The following is a 14,321-nucleotide window of genomic DNA, read 5'->3' on the forward strand; positions in this document are numbered from 1 at the left end:
ATCGTGGGGTTCGGGTTCTCCGCCGTGGCGATCGCTCTCACCTGGCTGTCGATCGAGATGACGCCGACGACGCCGATCTGGCGGCTGGTGCTGCCGTTCGTGCTCATGGGCATCGGGATGGCGTTCATCTGGTCCCCGCTGGCGGCCACCGCCACCCGCAACCTGCCGCCGGAAGAGGCGGGCGCCGGGTCTGGCGTCTACAACGCGACGCGGCAGGTCGGCGGCGTCTTGGGCAGTGCGGGCATGGCGGCGTTCATGACGTCGCAGATCAGCGCCGCGATACCCGCCGCCGAGGACCCTGGGGTCGGCGAGGGTTCGGTGACCCGGCTGCCCGGCTTCCTACACGAGCCGTTCTCGACCGCGTTCTCTCAGTCGCTGCTGCTGCCAGCCTTCGTCGCGCTGTTCGGCGTGATCGCCGCGTTGTTCCTGCGCGGTTTCGGCGACGGCCAGGTGTCCGCCGCCCGGCGTGGGTCTACGACTCGGTTCGACGACGCACGGCTCGAACCCGACTACTTTCCCGATGACGACGACTACGTCGAATACGCCGTCGAGTGGACTTCAGAAGACGGGGAGGCAGAGGGCCAAGCCCAGTGGGACGAACTCCGCCACGCCGTGGGAAGGCGGACCGTCGTCGTCCCCGCCGACGAGAGCGTTACCGAGCCGCTCGCAGTGCACGTCGAACACCCGATGCACGCGCCTGCCGAAACCTGGCACGGCGGGCCGACTGACACGTGGCACAGCCTGATGGAGGACGACCCCGTGCAACCGCACGTCGACTCCGAGCCGGACACGGTGCCCGAGCTCATCGTCGTCGCCGAACCCCTCCGGGCGCCGCAGCCAGTGCCCCCACGGAACGAAGACGCGCCGTGGCGGAGCATCCTCGATGAGCTGCTCGAGGACTCGGCGCGCGTACCCACATGGGCGCCTGAGCCGATCGGGTTTGCCCGCAACGGGTTTCACCACGACGCGGAGGACAAGTTCCAGGTTCTGCCGCCCGCGGCGCCCCGTGGCGGCAGGCATTCACGCGGGGAGGACGGCGGGGGCGACGCGGGAACCTACGGCAGGCACTCCATGCCGTTCCGGGACTGAGTCAGTCGAAGAGCACGGCGGGGTTCAGATAGCCGTCCGGGTCGAACGCCGTCTTCAATGCACGCATGGCGGCGATGTCCGCGCCGGTGCGCGACATCGTCAGGTAGTCGCGCTTGCGGGTCCCCACTCCGTGTTCGGAACTGACGTTGCCGCGGCACTTGGCGATCAGCGCCATCATCGCCGAGTACAACGCCCGCTCGGACTCGGTGTCGAGCACGCAGCGCACCAGGTTCAGATGCAGATTGCCTTCGCCGATGTGCCCGAAAAGCACGGGGATGGCCTCGGGGGCGTGCTCGGCCACCAGCCGGGCTGCGGCCGTGGCGAACTGTGCGATCATCGAAAGTGGCAGTGAGACATCGAACTTCAGGGGCGGGCCGTAGATTCCAAGCACGTCGGCGACGGCCTCGCGTACCTGCCAGAGGCGCTGCTGGGTGGCGGTGTCGACGCCGACCGCGGGTTCGCCGGCCAGGTCGGCACGCTCGAGTGCGTCGGCCAGTCGCTCGGTGTGGTCGACATCGCCTGCGAGTTCGATGAGCAGCTGCCAGGCGCCGTCGACCGCGGCGCCGACGCCCATGTGCTCGGACGTCAGCGCGCTTGCCCTCGCGTCGATCAGTTCGAGGGCGGCGATGCCGTCGGCGTCACGGAACTCGCGGCCGACGTCGATGAGCGCGTCGAGGTCGTCGAACCCCACGATCGCCGTAATGCGTTGTGTCGGTGTGGGATGCAGCCGCAGATCCAGGCCCGTGATCACGCCGAGCGTGCCCTCGGCGCCGACGAAGACCGACACCAGGTCGTAGCCGGTGTTGTCGCTGCGCACCTCGCTGTGGCGCCGTAACACCGACCCGTCGGGCAGCGCGACGTCCAAGCCGAGGACCTGTTCACGCATGTTGCCGTAGCGCACGGTCCGCAATCCGCCCGCATTCGTCGACGCCATGCCGCCCACTGTCGCCGAGTCCCGCGCGGCGAGGTCGACGCCGAACACCAGCCCTGCGTCGGACGCGGCGCGCTGCACCGCCGCCAGCGTGGCCCCTGCGCCCGCATGGACTCGGCGTTCGACCGTGTCGACCTCGCCTATGGCCGAGAGCCTTTCGGTGGAGAGCAGGACGTCGTCGTGCTCGGGGACGGTGCCCGCCACCAATGAGGTACGCCCGCCCTGCACCGTCACGCTCGCGCCCGCGTCGCGACACGCCTGCAGGACCGCCGCGACCTGGTCCTCGGAGCCAGGGCGAACCAGCGCGGCGGCTCGGCCCCGGTAGCGTCCGGTGTAGTCGACGCAGCGCCCGGCAAGGACGTCGGGATCGGTGCTGACGTACTTGGCGCCGACGATCGCGGTGAGCCGGTCGGTCAGTGCTGCGGACAACGGGTCACTCATTCCGACGGTGTATCACACGACGCCAGCGACAGAAACGCGCCGAGCTCGATCAATCCGTCCGGCGTGGACGGCAGGTAGTCGGTCAGGAGTGTCGAGCGGACGATGATCGCCGCGTACTTGGCCCGGCTCACGGCGACGTTGAGCCGATTCCGATTCAGCAGGAAGGAGATTCCGCGCGGTACGTCGTCGGCAGTGGATGCGGTCATCGACACGAATACGACGGGGGCCTGCCTGCCTTGGAACTTGTCGACGGTGCCTACCTCGATGCTGGTAAGGCCAACGGCGTCGAGTCGCTGCCGCAGCGTGACCACCTGTGCGTTGTAGGGGGTGACGACCAGCACGTGGTCCTGGCCGAGCGGTACCGTGCCCTTCTCGTCGGTCCACGGCGTACCGAGGAGCAGCTGAATCTCCTCGACGATCGCGTCGGCTTCCTCGGGGCTGTCGGTCGAATTGCCGTCGTGGTCGATCTCGAGGGCTCGCACTCCCGGCGTCACTCCATCGAGGCGCCGGGCGGTGCTGACCTGCTCGTGCGAGCGGAGGCGACCGTCGTAGGACAGCCGCGACACCGGACCACACACCGCGGGATGCATGCGGTAGGACAGGTCGAGGAAGTACCCCCGTTCCGGGGGCAGGGTGTGGTGGCCTGCCGATCCATTCGAGACCAGCCAGCCGAGCGCCGAGTGGTCGACGGGTTCGGGGTGGGTGCCCTGGGTGACCTGCGGCAGCTGCTGCGGATCGCCCAGCAGCAGCAGATTCCTGGCTGCGCTCGCCACCGCGATGGTGTTGGCCAGGCTGTACTGGCCGGCCTCCTCGAGCACCAGCAGGTCGAGGCTGCCCCGCGCGACGCGGCCGTCGTTGGCGAAGTCCCATGCGGTGCCGCCGATCACGCAGCCTTGGTGGTCGGCGATGAACGCTGCGTAGTCCTTCTCGTCGACTACCCGCCACGGTGCGTCGGTGGCCTTCTTCTTGCCCACCCGATCGGGGTCCACGCCAGCGTCGATCACGCCCCCGAGGAGATTCTCGACGACGGCGTGCGACTGTGCGACGACGCCGACCCGCCAACCGTGGTCGCCGACCAGTCGCGCGATGACCCGAGCCGCGGTGTACGTCTTGCCGGTACCCGGCGGCCCGTGCACCGCAAGGTAGGACGAATCGAGATCCAGGAGGGCGTTGGCGATGTCATCGGTGACCACACCGGTGCGGGGGAGTGCGCCACCGCTGACGGTGCGCGGCGGACGGCGCAGCAGGATGTCGGTCACCGCGTCGGCAGGCAGGTTGGGCAACGCGGCACCGACGAATGCCGCAGTTGCCGCGATCGAGTCCTGCAGAGGCTTGGTGTTGATCGGCGCCCCTGGGGTCAGCGCGAACGGCAACTCGTCGAAGGTGCCCCCGTCTTTGGGTTCGCGTTCCCGGATGAGAACTTGGGTGGGTGCCGACGGATCGTCGCACTCCAGTGCCGTCGCCGAGCCCCAGACGCGACGGTCGGGGTCCCCGGCCAGGCCCGTCGGCCCTGGGGGCGCGTAGAGCGCGTAGACGTCGCCGCGCCCGAGATCGCCCGTGGCGAGTTCGCCGGTCAGCATCACCTGCCGCTGCAGCTTGCGAGCCTTCGGCGGCTTGTGCCAGTCGGCAACGACCTCGGCGTGCTCGGCGATGAACACTCCGCTCGCGTCGGCCCATTCGTCGACGGGGTTGTTGATGCGGTCGAAGTGAGACCACCAGAACGGCTTGTCCTCACGCTTGTGGTAACCGCGGGCGGCCGCCACCATCGCCACGGCGGTCTGGTCGGCGGTGCGTTCGTCGACACCGTCGCCCGCGAAGCGCATCAGCGTGCGTTCGAGCCCGTCGGCGATCTCGACCGCGGTTTGGGCGTCGGCGTCGCGCACGGGTTGCGGGCCGCGGGGCGGCACCTCCGATTCGATGGCCCTTGCCATCAACCAGTCGCGCAGCCGACGCGTCGACCGGCAGTCGTAGCGGTTGTAGTCCTCGATCTCCTTGAGCACGATCGCTGCATCGTCGACGTTTCCGGCATTGTGCAGTGCGCTGTAAAGGGCGTACTGCGTGATGGAGTCGGTGGCCGTGGTCACCTCGCCGCTGCGCAATTCGTTGCCCATGTAGAGCGGCTCGAGGTACTTGATGCTGTAGCTCTCGGTGCCGACGCGAATACTCTTGCGCACCAACGGATAGAGGTCGACGAGCACGCCGTTGCGCAGCAAGTCGTCGACGGCGTTCTCACCTACGCCGTAGCGCCCGGCCAGGCGTAGCAGCGTGCTCTTCTCATACGCCGCGTAGTGGTAGACGTGCATGCCCGGATAGCGCTTGAGACGCTTGCGCACCATGGCGAGGAAGTCGACGAGGGCCTTCCGCTCGCTGGCCCGGTCGTGGGCCCAATACGGGGTGAACTCGTCGGTGACGGTCAATACGCCCCACAGGTACTCCAGGCCCCACTCGCGGCCGTCGACCGTCCACAGTGGGTCGCCCTCGAAGTCGAAGAACACATCGCCCTTGTCGGCGTCCGGCAGCGTCATCAGAGGCTGCGCGTCGACCACCTCGTACGGCGGCTTGCCGTCGACCCGCTCGGCGATCTGCAGCCGAGCCTGCGCGGTGAGTTTGTTCACCGTGCGCGTGGAGAGTTCGGGTACCGCGTCGGTGTGCTCCGCCAGCGCATGCACGGTGGTGATGCCTGCGTCGAGCATGCGGGCGCGTTGGCTGACCCGCATCCCCGCCACCAGCAACAGGTCGTCGGTGGCGCGTACCTGGACGGCGCACTCGGGGCAGCGGAAGCACGCGCGAACGGCGTCGTCCTCCCACGTCACGGCCGCACCGCCGGCGAGGTGGTCGTCGAGCAGGCGTTCCAGGGCGGCGCGTCGTGGCAGGTAGACGGGAAGCAATTCGTCCACCCGGTAGGCCGCGACCGCGCCGTCACCGAGGACCAGTTCGACCTCGTCGGCAACCGGCACGCCGTTGCGGGCAAGGGTGTCGGCGTAGGCCGCCAGTTGCAGCAGCGCTTCGACCTTGACCGAGCGGGCGAGCTTGGTGTCACGCAGGCGGTATCGGTCGCCTTCGAGTACCAGGAAGTCGGCGAAACCGGCGAACCGGCCGTCGAACATCGCCGCCTGGTAGATGACCGAAGAACGGCCCTCGACCGCGCGCATCGTCTGGTCGAACGCGGCACGAAGGCCTGCGGCGGTGTACTTCGGGCGGCCGATGACCGTCACGTCGCCGTCGAACTCGGCGCGCAGGTCGTCAAGCTGGCGGCGTTCGTGCTCGTCACCGAGAGTCGAAGTGCGGGCGAGCAGTTCGTCCTCTACCCCGATGTTCGGGCCGCGTCCGAGCTTGGCGTCGAAGGCCCGCAGCAGCGCGTACTCGCACCGCGCTGCGGCGGCGAGATCGGAGGCGCTGTAGACGACGCGGTCATCACCCCCATCAGCTAGGACGAACACGCCCGCAACTGTAGGTCAGCTCGCCGACAGCGAGGCGCTCTCAGCCGATTCCCCCGGCCGCTTCCCTTCGACGTTGCTCCCGATAAATGACCCTGGTGCGCTCGGTGTGGATGCGCATCAGGGCGCCGGCCCTGCCGCCGTCGCGGCTAGCGATCGCTTCTATCAACTCGGCGTGCTCCTCCCAGGCGTCTCTCGATCGCACCTGGGCGACGGGCATGTAGTACCACCGCACCCGCTGCTCGACTGAAGCCCTGAGATCGGCAAGGACTTTGTTGTCCGACATGGCAACGATGTAGGTGTGCAACGAGGCGTTGGCCGAGAGAAGGACCTTCTGGTCGTCCACGACGAGCGCTTCTTCGCCAATGCGTTGCAACCCCCATAGGTGCTCTACCTGCTCGGGCGTCGCCTGCTCGGCGCCCAGCTTGGCGGACTCGGCCTCGAGGATGCTGCGCACGGCGAGAAGCTGGTCTGCCTCGGACTCGGTGGGGATGTGAACGAACGCACCGAGTGCGGGCCGCAGATCCACCCAGCCCTCGGAGTGCATGCGCTGCAGCGCCTCCCGGAGGGGCTGCCGGCTCACCCCCAGCGAGGCCGCCAGGTCTTTCTCGACCAGATGCTCACCCGGTTGCAATTCGCGAGTGATGATCATCTCGACGAGGGCGTCGAAGACGGCTTGGCGCAGGGGCGCCGGCCGCTCGATGGGTGACCTCACGGGCCTCGTGGGGGCTGGACGCCCATCATCGGAGTCGGTGTGAGTTGTCGACGCGTGCGCCATGACTCGCGCTCCTCGTCACGTCGGGGCGGGTTCGGGTTCCCGCGCGTTTCAGCATACAGTCGACAGCATCCAATCAGCGTCGTTTGGAGCGTCGAATCGTGCTGTCTAGATCGAAGTTTGGGAAGTTCATCGGTGGCGGACTACCCGCTGCCTAACCCGTGTTGCCGATGAGCTCGACCCCGTTGCCGTTCCAGTGGAATCGGACGACGCTCCTCAGTCCGCTGGTTTCGTTGAGGTACATCAGTGCGATGGTGTCACCGGTGGTGGCCTCGTTGTCGATCCCGTTGAAGCCGTAGGTGTCCGGCACACCCGTCGGGATGACCTTCCCGAGGTGGAACAGCACCGCGCGGGTGTTCGGGTTGTCTGCGTTGGTGTTCGCCTTGATGACGATCGCGGACAGCTGCGCGCATTCGCTGTAATTGCCCGCCAGCGGTTCTGAGCTCCACGGCTGGCCACTGCGCGGGTCGCGGGGAAGGTCGGATACGGCCTTCGCGATCTCGGGCGCCGTCAGGTTGATGGCGCACGGGTCGGCTGGCGCAGGTGCGGGCGACGGACCGGACGCGACCGTCGGGGCAGGCGCCGGGGGAGCCGTTTGTACGGGTGCGACGGTGGCCGCGGGCGTCTTGGACACCGTCGAGTCGCTCGCCCCGCAGCCTGCGAGTACCGCGACTGCCGCCAGAACCGCGAACCACCTCACTGGGACATCACTGGGACATTATGAAGGGCGACCGAAGGTGCTCGACGTCATCATGGCTTCATGATGGGGGAGAGAGCTGCGAGTACCCGTAGACTGCAACCTCGATGACGTCTGAAGAACCCGACGCGAAGAGCGCCGAACTAACCTTTGCTGACCTGCAAATTCACCCTTCGGTGCTGCAGGCCCTCGCCGACGTCGGTTACGAGTCGCCGTCGGCAATCCAGGCGGCCACGATTCCGCCGATGATGGCGGGCTCCGACGTCGTCGGGCTCGCGCAGACCGGAACCGGCAAGACCGCGGCCTTCGCCATCCCGATCCTGTCCAGGATCGACACCTCCAGTCGCACCACGCAGGCGCTGGTGCTGGCGCCGACGCGGGAGCTGGCGCTGCAGGTGGCGGAGGCGTTCAGCCGATACGGTGCGCACCTGCCGGTGCACGTCCTTCCGGTGTACGGCGGATCGTCGTACGGTCCACAGCTGGCCGGGCTGAAGCGCGGTGCGCAGGTGGTGGTCGGCACGCCCGGCCGGGTGATCGACCACCTGGAGAAGGGCAGCCTCGACCTCTCGCACCTCGACTACATGGTGCTCGACGAGGCCGACGAGATGCTGCAGATGGGCTTCGCCGAGGACGTCGAGCGGATTCTCGCCGATACGCCCGAGTACAAGCAGGTGGCGTTGTTCTCGGCCACCATGCCGCCCGCCATCCGCAAGATCACCTCCAAGTACCTGCACGATCCCGTCCAGGTCACGGTGAAGTCGAAAACCGCCACCGCGGAGAACATTTCGCAGCGTTACATCCAGGTGGCCGGGTCGCGCAAGATGGACGCGCTCACCCGGCTGCTCGAGGTCGAACCGTTCGAGGCGATGATCGTGTTCGTCCGGACCAAGCAGGCCACCGAGGAGGTCGCCGAGAAGCTTCGCGCGCGGGGATTCTCGGCCGCGGCGATCAACGGCGACATCGCTCAGGCCGTGCGCGAACGGACCATCGCGCAGCTCAAGGACGGGACGATCGACATCCTGATCGCCACCGACGTGGCGGCGCGCGGTCTCGACGTGGAGCGCATCTCACACGTTCTGAACTACGACATCCCGCACGATCCCGAGTCCTACGTCCACCGCATCGGTCGTACCGGTCGGGCCGGCCGTTCTGGCGCGGCGGTGCTGTTCGTCACGCCTCGCGAGAAGCACCTCCTGAATTCGATCGAGCGGGTCTCCCGGCAGAAGCTCGTCGAGTCCCAGCTGCCGTCGGTCGACGACGTCAACGACAGGCGGGTGGAGAAGTTCCGCGAATCGATCACCGAGGCCCTGAACGCACCCGGCATCGAGTTGTTCCGCAAGCTGATCGAGGGTTACGAGCGCGACCACGACGTGCCGACGGCCGAGATCGCCGCTGCGCTGGCGGTCCAGAGCCGCGGCGGTGGCGAGTTCCTGATGACGGAGCCGCCCCCGGAGAAGCGCAAGGAGCGGCCGGCACGTGACGACGGTCCGCCGCGCAAGTCGCGGGACCGCAACCGCGACGACCTCGCGACCTATCGCATCGCGGTCGGCAAGCGGCACAAGGTCGGTCCCGGTTCGATCGTGGGCGCGATCGCCAACGAGGGTGGCCTGCACCGCAGCGACTTCGGCCACATCACCATCAAGATGGACCATTCGACGGTCGAGCTGCCCGCGAAGTTGTCGAGGGAGACGCTGAAGAAGCTCGAGCACACCCGCATCTCGGGTGTGTTGATCAACCTTCGGCCTGACCGGGCGGGTCCAGCTGGTCCGCCGCACCATCACAAGTCGAAGTGACGACGGTTGACTCCCCTAGGCGCTCATCTGAACGGGTAGCCTCCCTGACCGGCATTCGCGCGGTCGCCGCACTCCTGGTGATGCTGACGCATGCCGCGTACACCACGGGCAAGTACACCCACGGCTACGTCGGGCTGTTGTACTCGCGCGCGGAGATCGGCGTCCCGATCTTCTTCGTGCTCTCTGGCTTCCTGCTGTTCTCGCCCTGGGTGCGGGCTAACGCCCAGGCCGACGGTCGTCGGCAGCCCGACTCCGGAGCCGGTGAGCCGCCGTCAGTCCGTCGCTACGCCTGGCACCGGGTGCGGCGCATCATGCCTGCCTACGTCATCACGGTGCTCGCGGCCTACCTCGTGTACCACTTCCGCATGGGGGGGCCGAATCCCGGTCACACCTGGATGGGGTTGTTCCGCAACCTGACGCTGACGCAGATCTACACCGACGACTACCTGTTCTCCTATCTGCACCAGGGGCTGACGCAGATGTGGAGCCTCGCCGTCGAGGCCGCGTTCTACGTGGCGTTGCCGCTGCTGGCCTACGTGCTGTTGGTGGTGCTCTGTCGCAGGCAGTGGCACCCGGTGCGGCTGATCCTCGGACTGCTGGTGCTCTCGCTCGTCAGCCCGGCGTGGCTGGTCCTGGTCCACACCACCGACTTCCTGCCCGACGGCGCGCCGCTGTGGCTGCCCACGTACCTGATGTGGTTCGTCGGGGGCATGCTGCTTGCCGCCCTGCTCCCGTTGGGGGTGCGCGCCTACGCGATGATCTGCGTTCCGTTGGCGCTGGTCTGTTACTTCATCGCCGCGACCCCGATCGCGGGTGCGCCGACGACGTCACCGGCAGAACTGCGCGAAGGCCTGGCGAAGGCGTTCTTCTACGCACTGATCTCGACGCTGGTGGTGGCCCCGCTGGCGTTGAGGGGAAGCGACGACGCGCAGGGTTGGTACACGCGTCTCCTTGCCTCGCGGCCGGTGGTGTTCCTCGGTGAGATTTCCTACGAGATCTTCCTCATCCACCTGGTCACGATGGAGTTGGTGATGGTGGAGATCCTTCGGTTTCCGATCTACACCGGTTCGATCTTCTGGCTCTTCGCCGTGACTCTGGTGGTGACGATCCCGTTGGCCTGGCTGTTGCACCGCCTCACCCGGGTGCGCACCTAGCTCCCTTGACCTCGCCGAACGTGGATTACCCCCACTCTTGCCTCAAGAAAGCGTGGGGGTAATCCACGTTCGGCGGGGAAGGTCCGGCGCCTCGACGACGGATTGGTTAGGGTATGCTTACCTAAGTCGATTGGGAGGTAAGCATGGCCAAGGAGAAGCCGTCGCGCGGGTTGACCGGCACCCTCGTCAAGTTGTGGCGAGGCGGCGACTACGAGCTGACCGTTACGGGACGCACCGAACTCACGCCCAACTATGTGCGGCTGCACTTCGAGGGCAAGGATCTGCTCGACCAGCGGCAGGTCCACCCGACCATGTGGGTCCGCGGCTGGTTTCCCGACGGCTCGAAGTCCCACCAGCGCGGCTACACATTGGTGAACGCCGATGCCGCCGCCGGAACGCTCGACATCGACTTCTCGATGCACGAAGGACTGGCGACGCGATGGGCCTCGCGGGCCGCGGCAGGTGACACCCTCGAGGTGACGCTGCTCGGCAGCGACTTCACGCTGCCCGAACCCACGCCTGCCGGGTACGTCATCGTCGGTGACACGGCGTCGCTGCCCGCGATCAACTCGCTGCTCGGCGCGATCGGGGACACCCCGGCCACGGTCTTCCTCGAGTCGGCGCACGACGACGACCGCGAGCTGCCGGTCGCCAGGGGTGGGGTCACGTGGATCGACCGCAAGAACGACGGCGCGGCGTTGGTGGAGGCGGTCGGCGCGTCGGCATTCGACGCCGCGGACCACTTCGGCTGGGTCGCCTGCGACAACCGCACCACGCGCGCCGTCGCCAAGATCTTCCGCGAGGACTACAAGATCCCGCGCAAGGCGGTGAAGGCTCAGGCCTACTGGGCGGCGTGACTACTTCTCGACACGAGCGTCAATTCCGCGCGGCGCCAGACGCCGACGCCTAGTCTGGCCGTCTCGGACTCGAGCACAGCGGTCCGAGATCGCCAGCATGGGCGATCACTTCGGCGAGTGGACGTCAATGAGCTCTCTCGATCAAGCGCCGCCGGTCCGGCGTGACATTCTTCCCGTTCCCGACGTCGCGCACATCGGCCTCACGACGTACGACGCGAAGGATCCCGATACCAGTTATCCGCCGATCAGGGACATCCGGCCGCCCGCGACTGCACCCAACGTGTTGGTCGTCCTGATCGACGACGTCGGATTCGGCGCCAGTAGCGCGTTCGGCGGACCGTGTGAAACTCCAAACTTCGAAAAGCTGGCCGCTGGGGGACTGAAGTACAACCGGTTCCACACCACGGCGCTGTGCTCGCCGACCCGTCAGGCGCTTCTGACCGGACGCAACCACCATTCCGTCGGCATGGGAAACATCACCGAAACCGCCACGGCTGCACCCGGATACACCTCGGTGCTCCCCAACACGAAGGCGCCGTTGGCGTTGACTCTGAAGCTCAATGGCTACTCGACGGCCCAGTTCGGCAAGTGCCACGAGGTTCCCGTGTGGCAGACCAGTCCCGCAGGCCCCTTCACCGCATGGCCGACTGGCGGTGGCGGATTCGAGTACTTCTACGGCTTCATCGGCGGCGAGAACAACCAGTGGGATCCCGCCCTGTACGAGGGCACCACCCCGATCGAACCACCGAAGACGCCTGCCGAGGGTTACCACCTGACCGAGGACCTGACCGACAAGGCGATCAACTGGGCGCGCCAGCAGAAGGCGCTGCTGCCCGACAAGCCCTTCTTCATGTACTTCGCACCGGGTGCCACGCACGCGCCGCACCACGTGCCCCAGGAGTGGATCGACAAGTACAGAGGCAAGTTCGCGGACGGCTGGGATCGCCAGCGGGAGCTCACCTTCGAGCGGCAGAAGGAACTGGGCGTCATCGGACCAGACGCCGTGCTGACTCCGCGCGACGCCGAGATCCCGGCGTGGGACGACATGGACCCCGCGCTCAAGCCGGCGCTCGAGCGCCAGATGGAGGTCTACGCCGCGTTCCTGGAGCACACCGACCATCACGTGGGCCGGCTGCTTGATGCCCTCGAACCCGTCCTCGACGACACGCTGGTCTACCTCATCATCGGCGACAACGGGGCGTCCGCGGAGGGCACGCTGCAGGGTGCCTTCAACGAGATGGCCAACTTCAACGGCATGGCCGACATCGAGACTCCCGAATTCCTCGCGTCGAAGATCGACGAGTTCGGCGGAGAGGGTTCCTACGGCCACTACGCCGTCGGCTGGGCGTGGGCGATGGATTCGCCGTACCAGTGGACCAAGCAGGTGGCGTCGCACTGGGGTGGCACCCGCAACGGCACGATCGTGCACTGGCCCAAGGGGATCGAGGACAAGGGTGGCCACCGCAACCAGTTCACCCACGTCATCGACCTGGCGCCAACGGTGCTGGAAGCTGCGGGCATCCCCGCGCCGACGCTGGTCAACGGGGTGCTGCAGAGTCCCTATGAGGGCACCAGCATGCTCTACAGCTTCAACGACGCCGATGCCGCCGAGCGCCACCAGACCCAGTACTTCGAGATGTTCTGCAACCGCGGGATTTACCACAAGGGCTGGAGTGCGGTGACCAAGCACCGCACGCCGTGGGCGATGGGCGGAGCAGTGATGCCAGCCTTCGACGACGACGTCTGGGAACTCTATGACGGCAACGTCGACTGGACACAGGCCAATGACCTTTCCAAGGAGAATCCGGAGAAACTGCACGAGCTGCAGCGTCTTTGGTTGATCGAAGCCGTCAAGTACAACGTGCTTCCGCTCGACGACCGCCAGATCGAGCGCATCAACCCCACGTCAGCCGGCCGGCCATCGTTGATCAAGGGCAATAGTCAGTTGCTGTTCGCGGGCATGGGCCGACTGTCGGAGAACAGCGTGGTCGACGTCAAGAACAAGTCGTTCGCAGTGACCTCTGAGGTCGACGTGCCTACCGGCGGCGCCGAAGGCGTGATCATCGCCCAGGGCGGTCGATTCGGCGGTTGGAGTCTGTACGCCAAGGACGGTCGAGCCAAGTTCCACTACAACGTGCTTGGCATCAAGTCCTTCGACGTCGAGGCTCGTGAGCCCATTCCGGCTGGCACCGGCCAGGTGCGCATGGAGTTCGCCTACGACGGTGGGGGTTTCGGCAAGGGGGGTGCCGTGACGCTGTACTACGACGGCAGAGAAGTCGGGAGCGGCCGAGTCGATCTCACCCAGGGCTTCATCTTCTCCGCCGACGAGACGACCGACGTCGGCTACGAGTCCGGCACCACCGTCAGCCCGGACTACACCGCCCACACCAGCAAGTTCAATGGCAAGATCGACTGGGTGCGAATCGATCTGGGCGACGACGCCAAGGACGCCGACCATTACATCGATCCCGACGAACGCTTCCGGGTGGCAATGGCGCGGCAGTAGCCGGCCTAACTGGTGGACTGCCGCGTCGTGGGCATCACGGTCGGCAGCACGAATTCCTCGAGCATCGCACGCTCCTCGGCCTCGTCGTGCCCTGGGAACACCAGTAGCGAGACCATGACGCGCAGCAGCCAGCGAGCTCGCCTTTCGACGTCCTCGACTCCAAGCGCCGCGAGATAGGCCTCCGTGCGCGCCTTGATCACCTCGGAGCGTTCGGCCATCTCGCCACCGATGGGGCGCTGAGTGGGTGCGAACCACGATGACAGGGCGGGGCTTTCGCGGACCTGACGCAGCGCCGCGACGATGCCTTCGACGAGTCGCGTGTGGGGGTCGCCGATGCCGGTCACCTGCTCGCCCAACTCGCGGAACACCCGGTGCGCCTCCCGGTGGACATAGGCCGTGTAGAGCGCGTCACGGTTCTCGAAGTAGCGGTACAGCGTCGCGCGGGAACAGCCTGAGGCCTTGGCGATGTCGTTCATGCCGACGCTCGCGGGATCGTGGCGGGCGAAGAGTTCCTCGGCCGCGTCCAGGATCCTCTGTGCCGCGGCATCACTACGGTTGGCAGCCAGCCAGTCCGCCACCGTCACATCACCCGAAATGGCACGGACAGTGGTCGGCGCACGTAACTGCCCCCCGCCCAAACC

General features: G+C 67.0%; 10 protein-coding genes. 5 read left to right on the forward strand and 5 right to left on the reverse strand.

Annotated elements, in window-relative coordinates:
* The coding region (locus ACRDUX_RS32015; RefSeq protein ID WP_526420064.1) for an MFS transporter at positions 1–1,089 on the forward strand (1,089 nt) is incomplete at its 5' end.
* Position 1,090: 1 nt separating this feature from the next.
* Here the strand turns inward: ACRDUX_RS32015 and ACRDUX_RS32020 are convergent.
* The 4 genes from ACRDUX_RS32020 to ACRDUX_RS32035 form a co-directional block, all read right to left on the reverse strand.
* Complete coding sequence (locus ACRDUX_RS32020) at positions 1,091–2,461, reverse strand: FAD-binding oxidoreductase (RefSeq protein ID WP_526420066.1); 1,371 nt, start codon at positions 2,459–2,461, stop codon at positions 1,091–1,093.
* Positions 2,458–5,901 (reverse strand): TM0106 family RecB-like putative nuclease, encoded by a 3,444-nt coding sequence (locus ACRDUX_RS32025; RefSeq protein WP_526420068.1) that lies wholly within the window; start codon positions 5,899–5,901, stop codon positions 2,458–2,460. Before ACRDUX_RS32025 ends, ACRDUX_RS32020 begins: the two co-directional genes overlap by 4 nt.
* A 40-nt stretch (positions 5,902–5,941) precedes the next feature.
* The gene (locus ACRDUX_RS32030) at positions 5,942–6,613 is read right to left on the reverse strand and encodes a GntR family transcriptional regulator (protein WP_526420070.1); all 672 of its coding nucleotides are present in this window, start codon (positions 6,611–6,613) and stop codon (positions 5,942–5,944) included.
* 214 nt (positions 6,614–6,827) lie between these two features.
* Entirely contained in the window at positions 6,828–7,373 is a 546-nt protein-coding gene (locus ACRDUX_RS32035) for an LppP/LprE family lipoprotein (protein WP_526420072.1), read from the reverse strand.
* A 104-nt stretch (positions 7,374–7,477) separates the two neighbouring features.
* Here ACRDUX_RS32035 and ACRDUX_RS32040 point away from each other — a divergent pair, with 104 nt between their 5' ends.
* The 4 genes from ACRDUX_RS32040 (at position 7,478) to ACRDUX_RS32055 (ending at position 13,680) form a co-directional block, all read left to right on the forward strand.
* Positions 7,478–9,163 (forward strand): DEAD/DEAH box helicase, encoded by a 1,686-nt coding sequence (locus ACRDUX_RS32040; protein ID WP_526420074.1) that lies wholly within the window; start codon positions 7,478–7,480, stop codon positions 9,161–9,163.
* Complete coding sequence (locus ACRDUX_RS32045; RefSeq protein ID WP_526420075.1) at positions 9,160–10,317, forward strand: acyltransferase family protein; 1,158 nt, start codon at positions 9,160–9,162, stop codon at positions 10,315–10,317. The genes ACRDUX_RS32040 and ACRDUX_RS32045 overlap by 4 nt, the downstream gene beginning before the upstream one ends.
* A gap of 143 nt (positions 10,318–10,460) precedes the next feature.
* Positions 10,461–11,174, forward strand: a complete 714-nt coding sequence (locus ACRDUX_RS32050; RefSeq protein WP_526420076.1) for a siderophore-interacting protein — start codon at positions 10,461–10,463, stop codon at positions 11,172–11,174.
* Positions 11,175–11,301: 127 nt separating this feature from the next.
* Positions 11,302–13,680 carry an arylsulfatase gene (locus tag ACRDUX_RS32055; RefSeq protein ID WP_526420078.1) on the forward strand — a complete coding sequence of 793 codons (2,379 nt, stop codon included), beginning with the start codon at positions 11,302–11,304 and terminating at the stop codon, positions 13,678–13,680.
* Positions 13,681–13,685: 5 nt separating this feature from the next.
* On the opposite strand, the gene ACRDUX_RS32060 is transcribed toward ACRDUX_RS32055, so the two are convergent.
* Positions 13,686–14,258, reverse strand: coding sequence for a TetR/AcrR family transcriptional regulator (locus tag ACRDUX_RS32060; RefSeq protein WP_526420080.1), 573 nt, complete (start codon positions 14,256–14,258; stop codon positions 13,686–13,688).
* Between the last annotated feature and the right edge of the window lie 63 nt (positions 14,259–14,321).

Origin of the sequence: Mycobacterium sp. (genome assembly GCF_050701675.1) — a bacterium.
GTDB lineage: Bacteria > Actinomycetota > Actinomycetes > Mycobacteriales > Mycobacteriaceae > Mycobacterium.

Coding starts and splice junctions, on each gene's coding strand:
- ACRDUX_RS32050 (WP_526420076.1), top strand. CDS start 10,461: ATGGCCAAGGAGAAGCCGTCGCGCGGGTTGACCGGCACCCTCGTCAAG.
- ACRDUX_RS32020 (WP_526420066.1), bottom strand. CDS start 2,461: ATGAGTGACCCGTTGTCCGCAGCACTGACCGACCGGCTCACCGCGATC.
- ACRDUX_RS32055 (WP_526420078.1), top strand. CDS start 11,302: ATGAGCTCTCTCGATCAAGCGCCGCCGGTCCGGCGTGACATTCTTCCC.
- ACRDUX_RS32040 (WP_526420074.1), top strand. CDS start 7,478: ATGACGTCTGAAGAACCCGACGCGAAGAGCGCCGAACTAACCTTTGCT.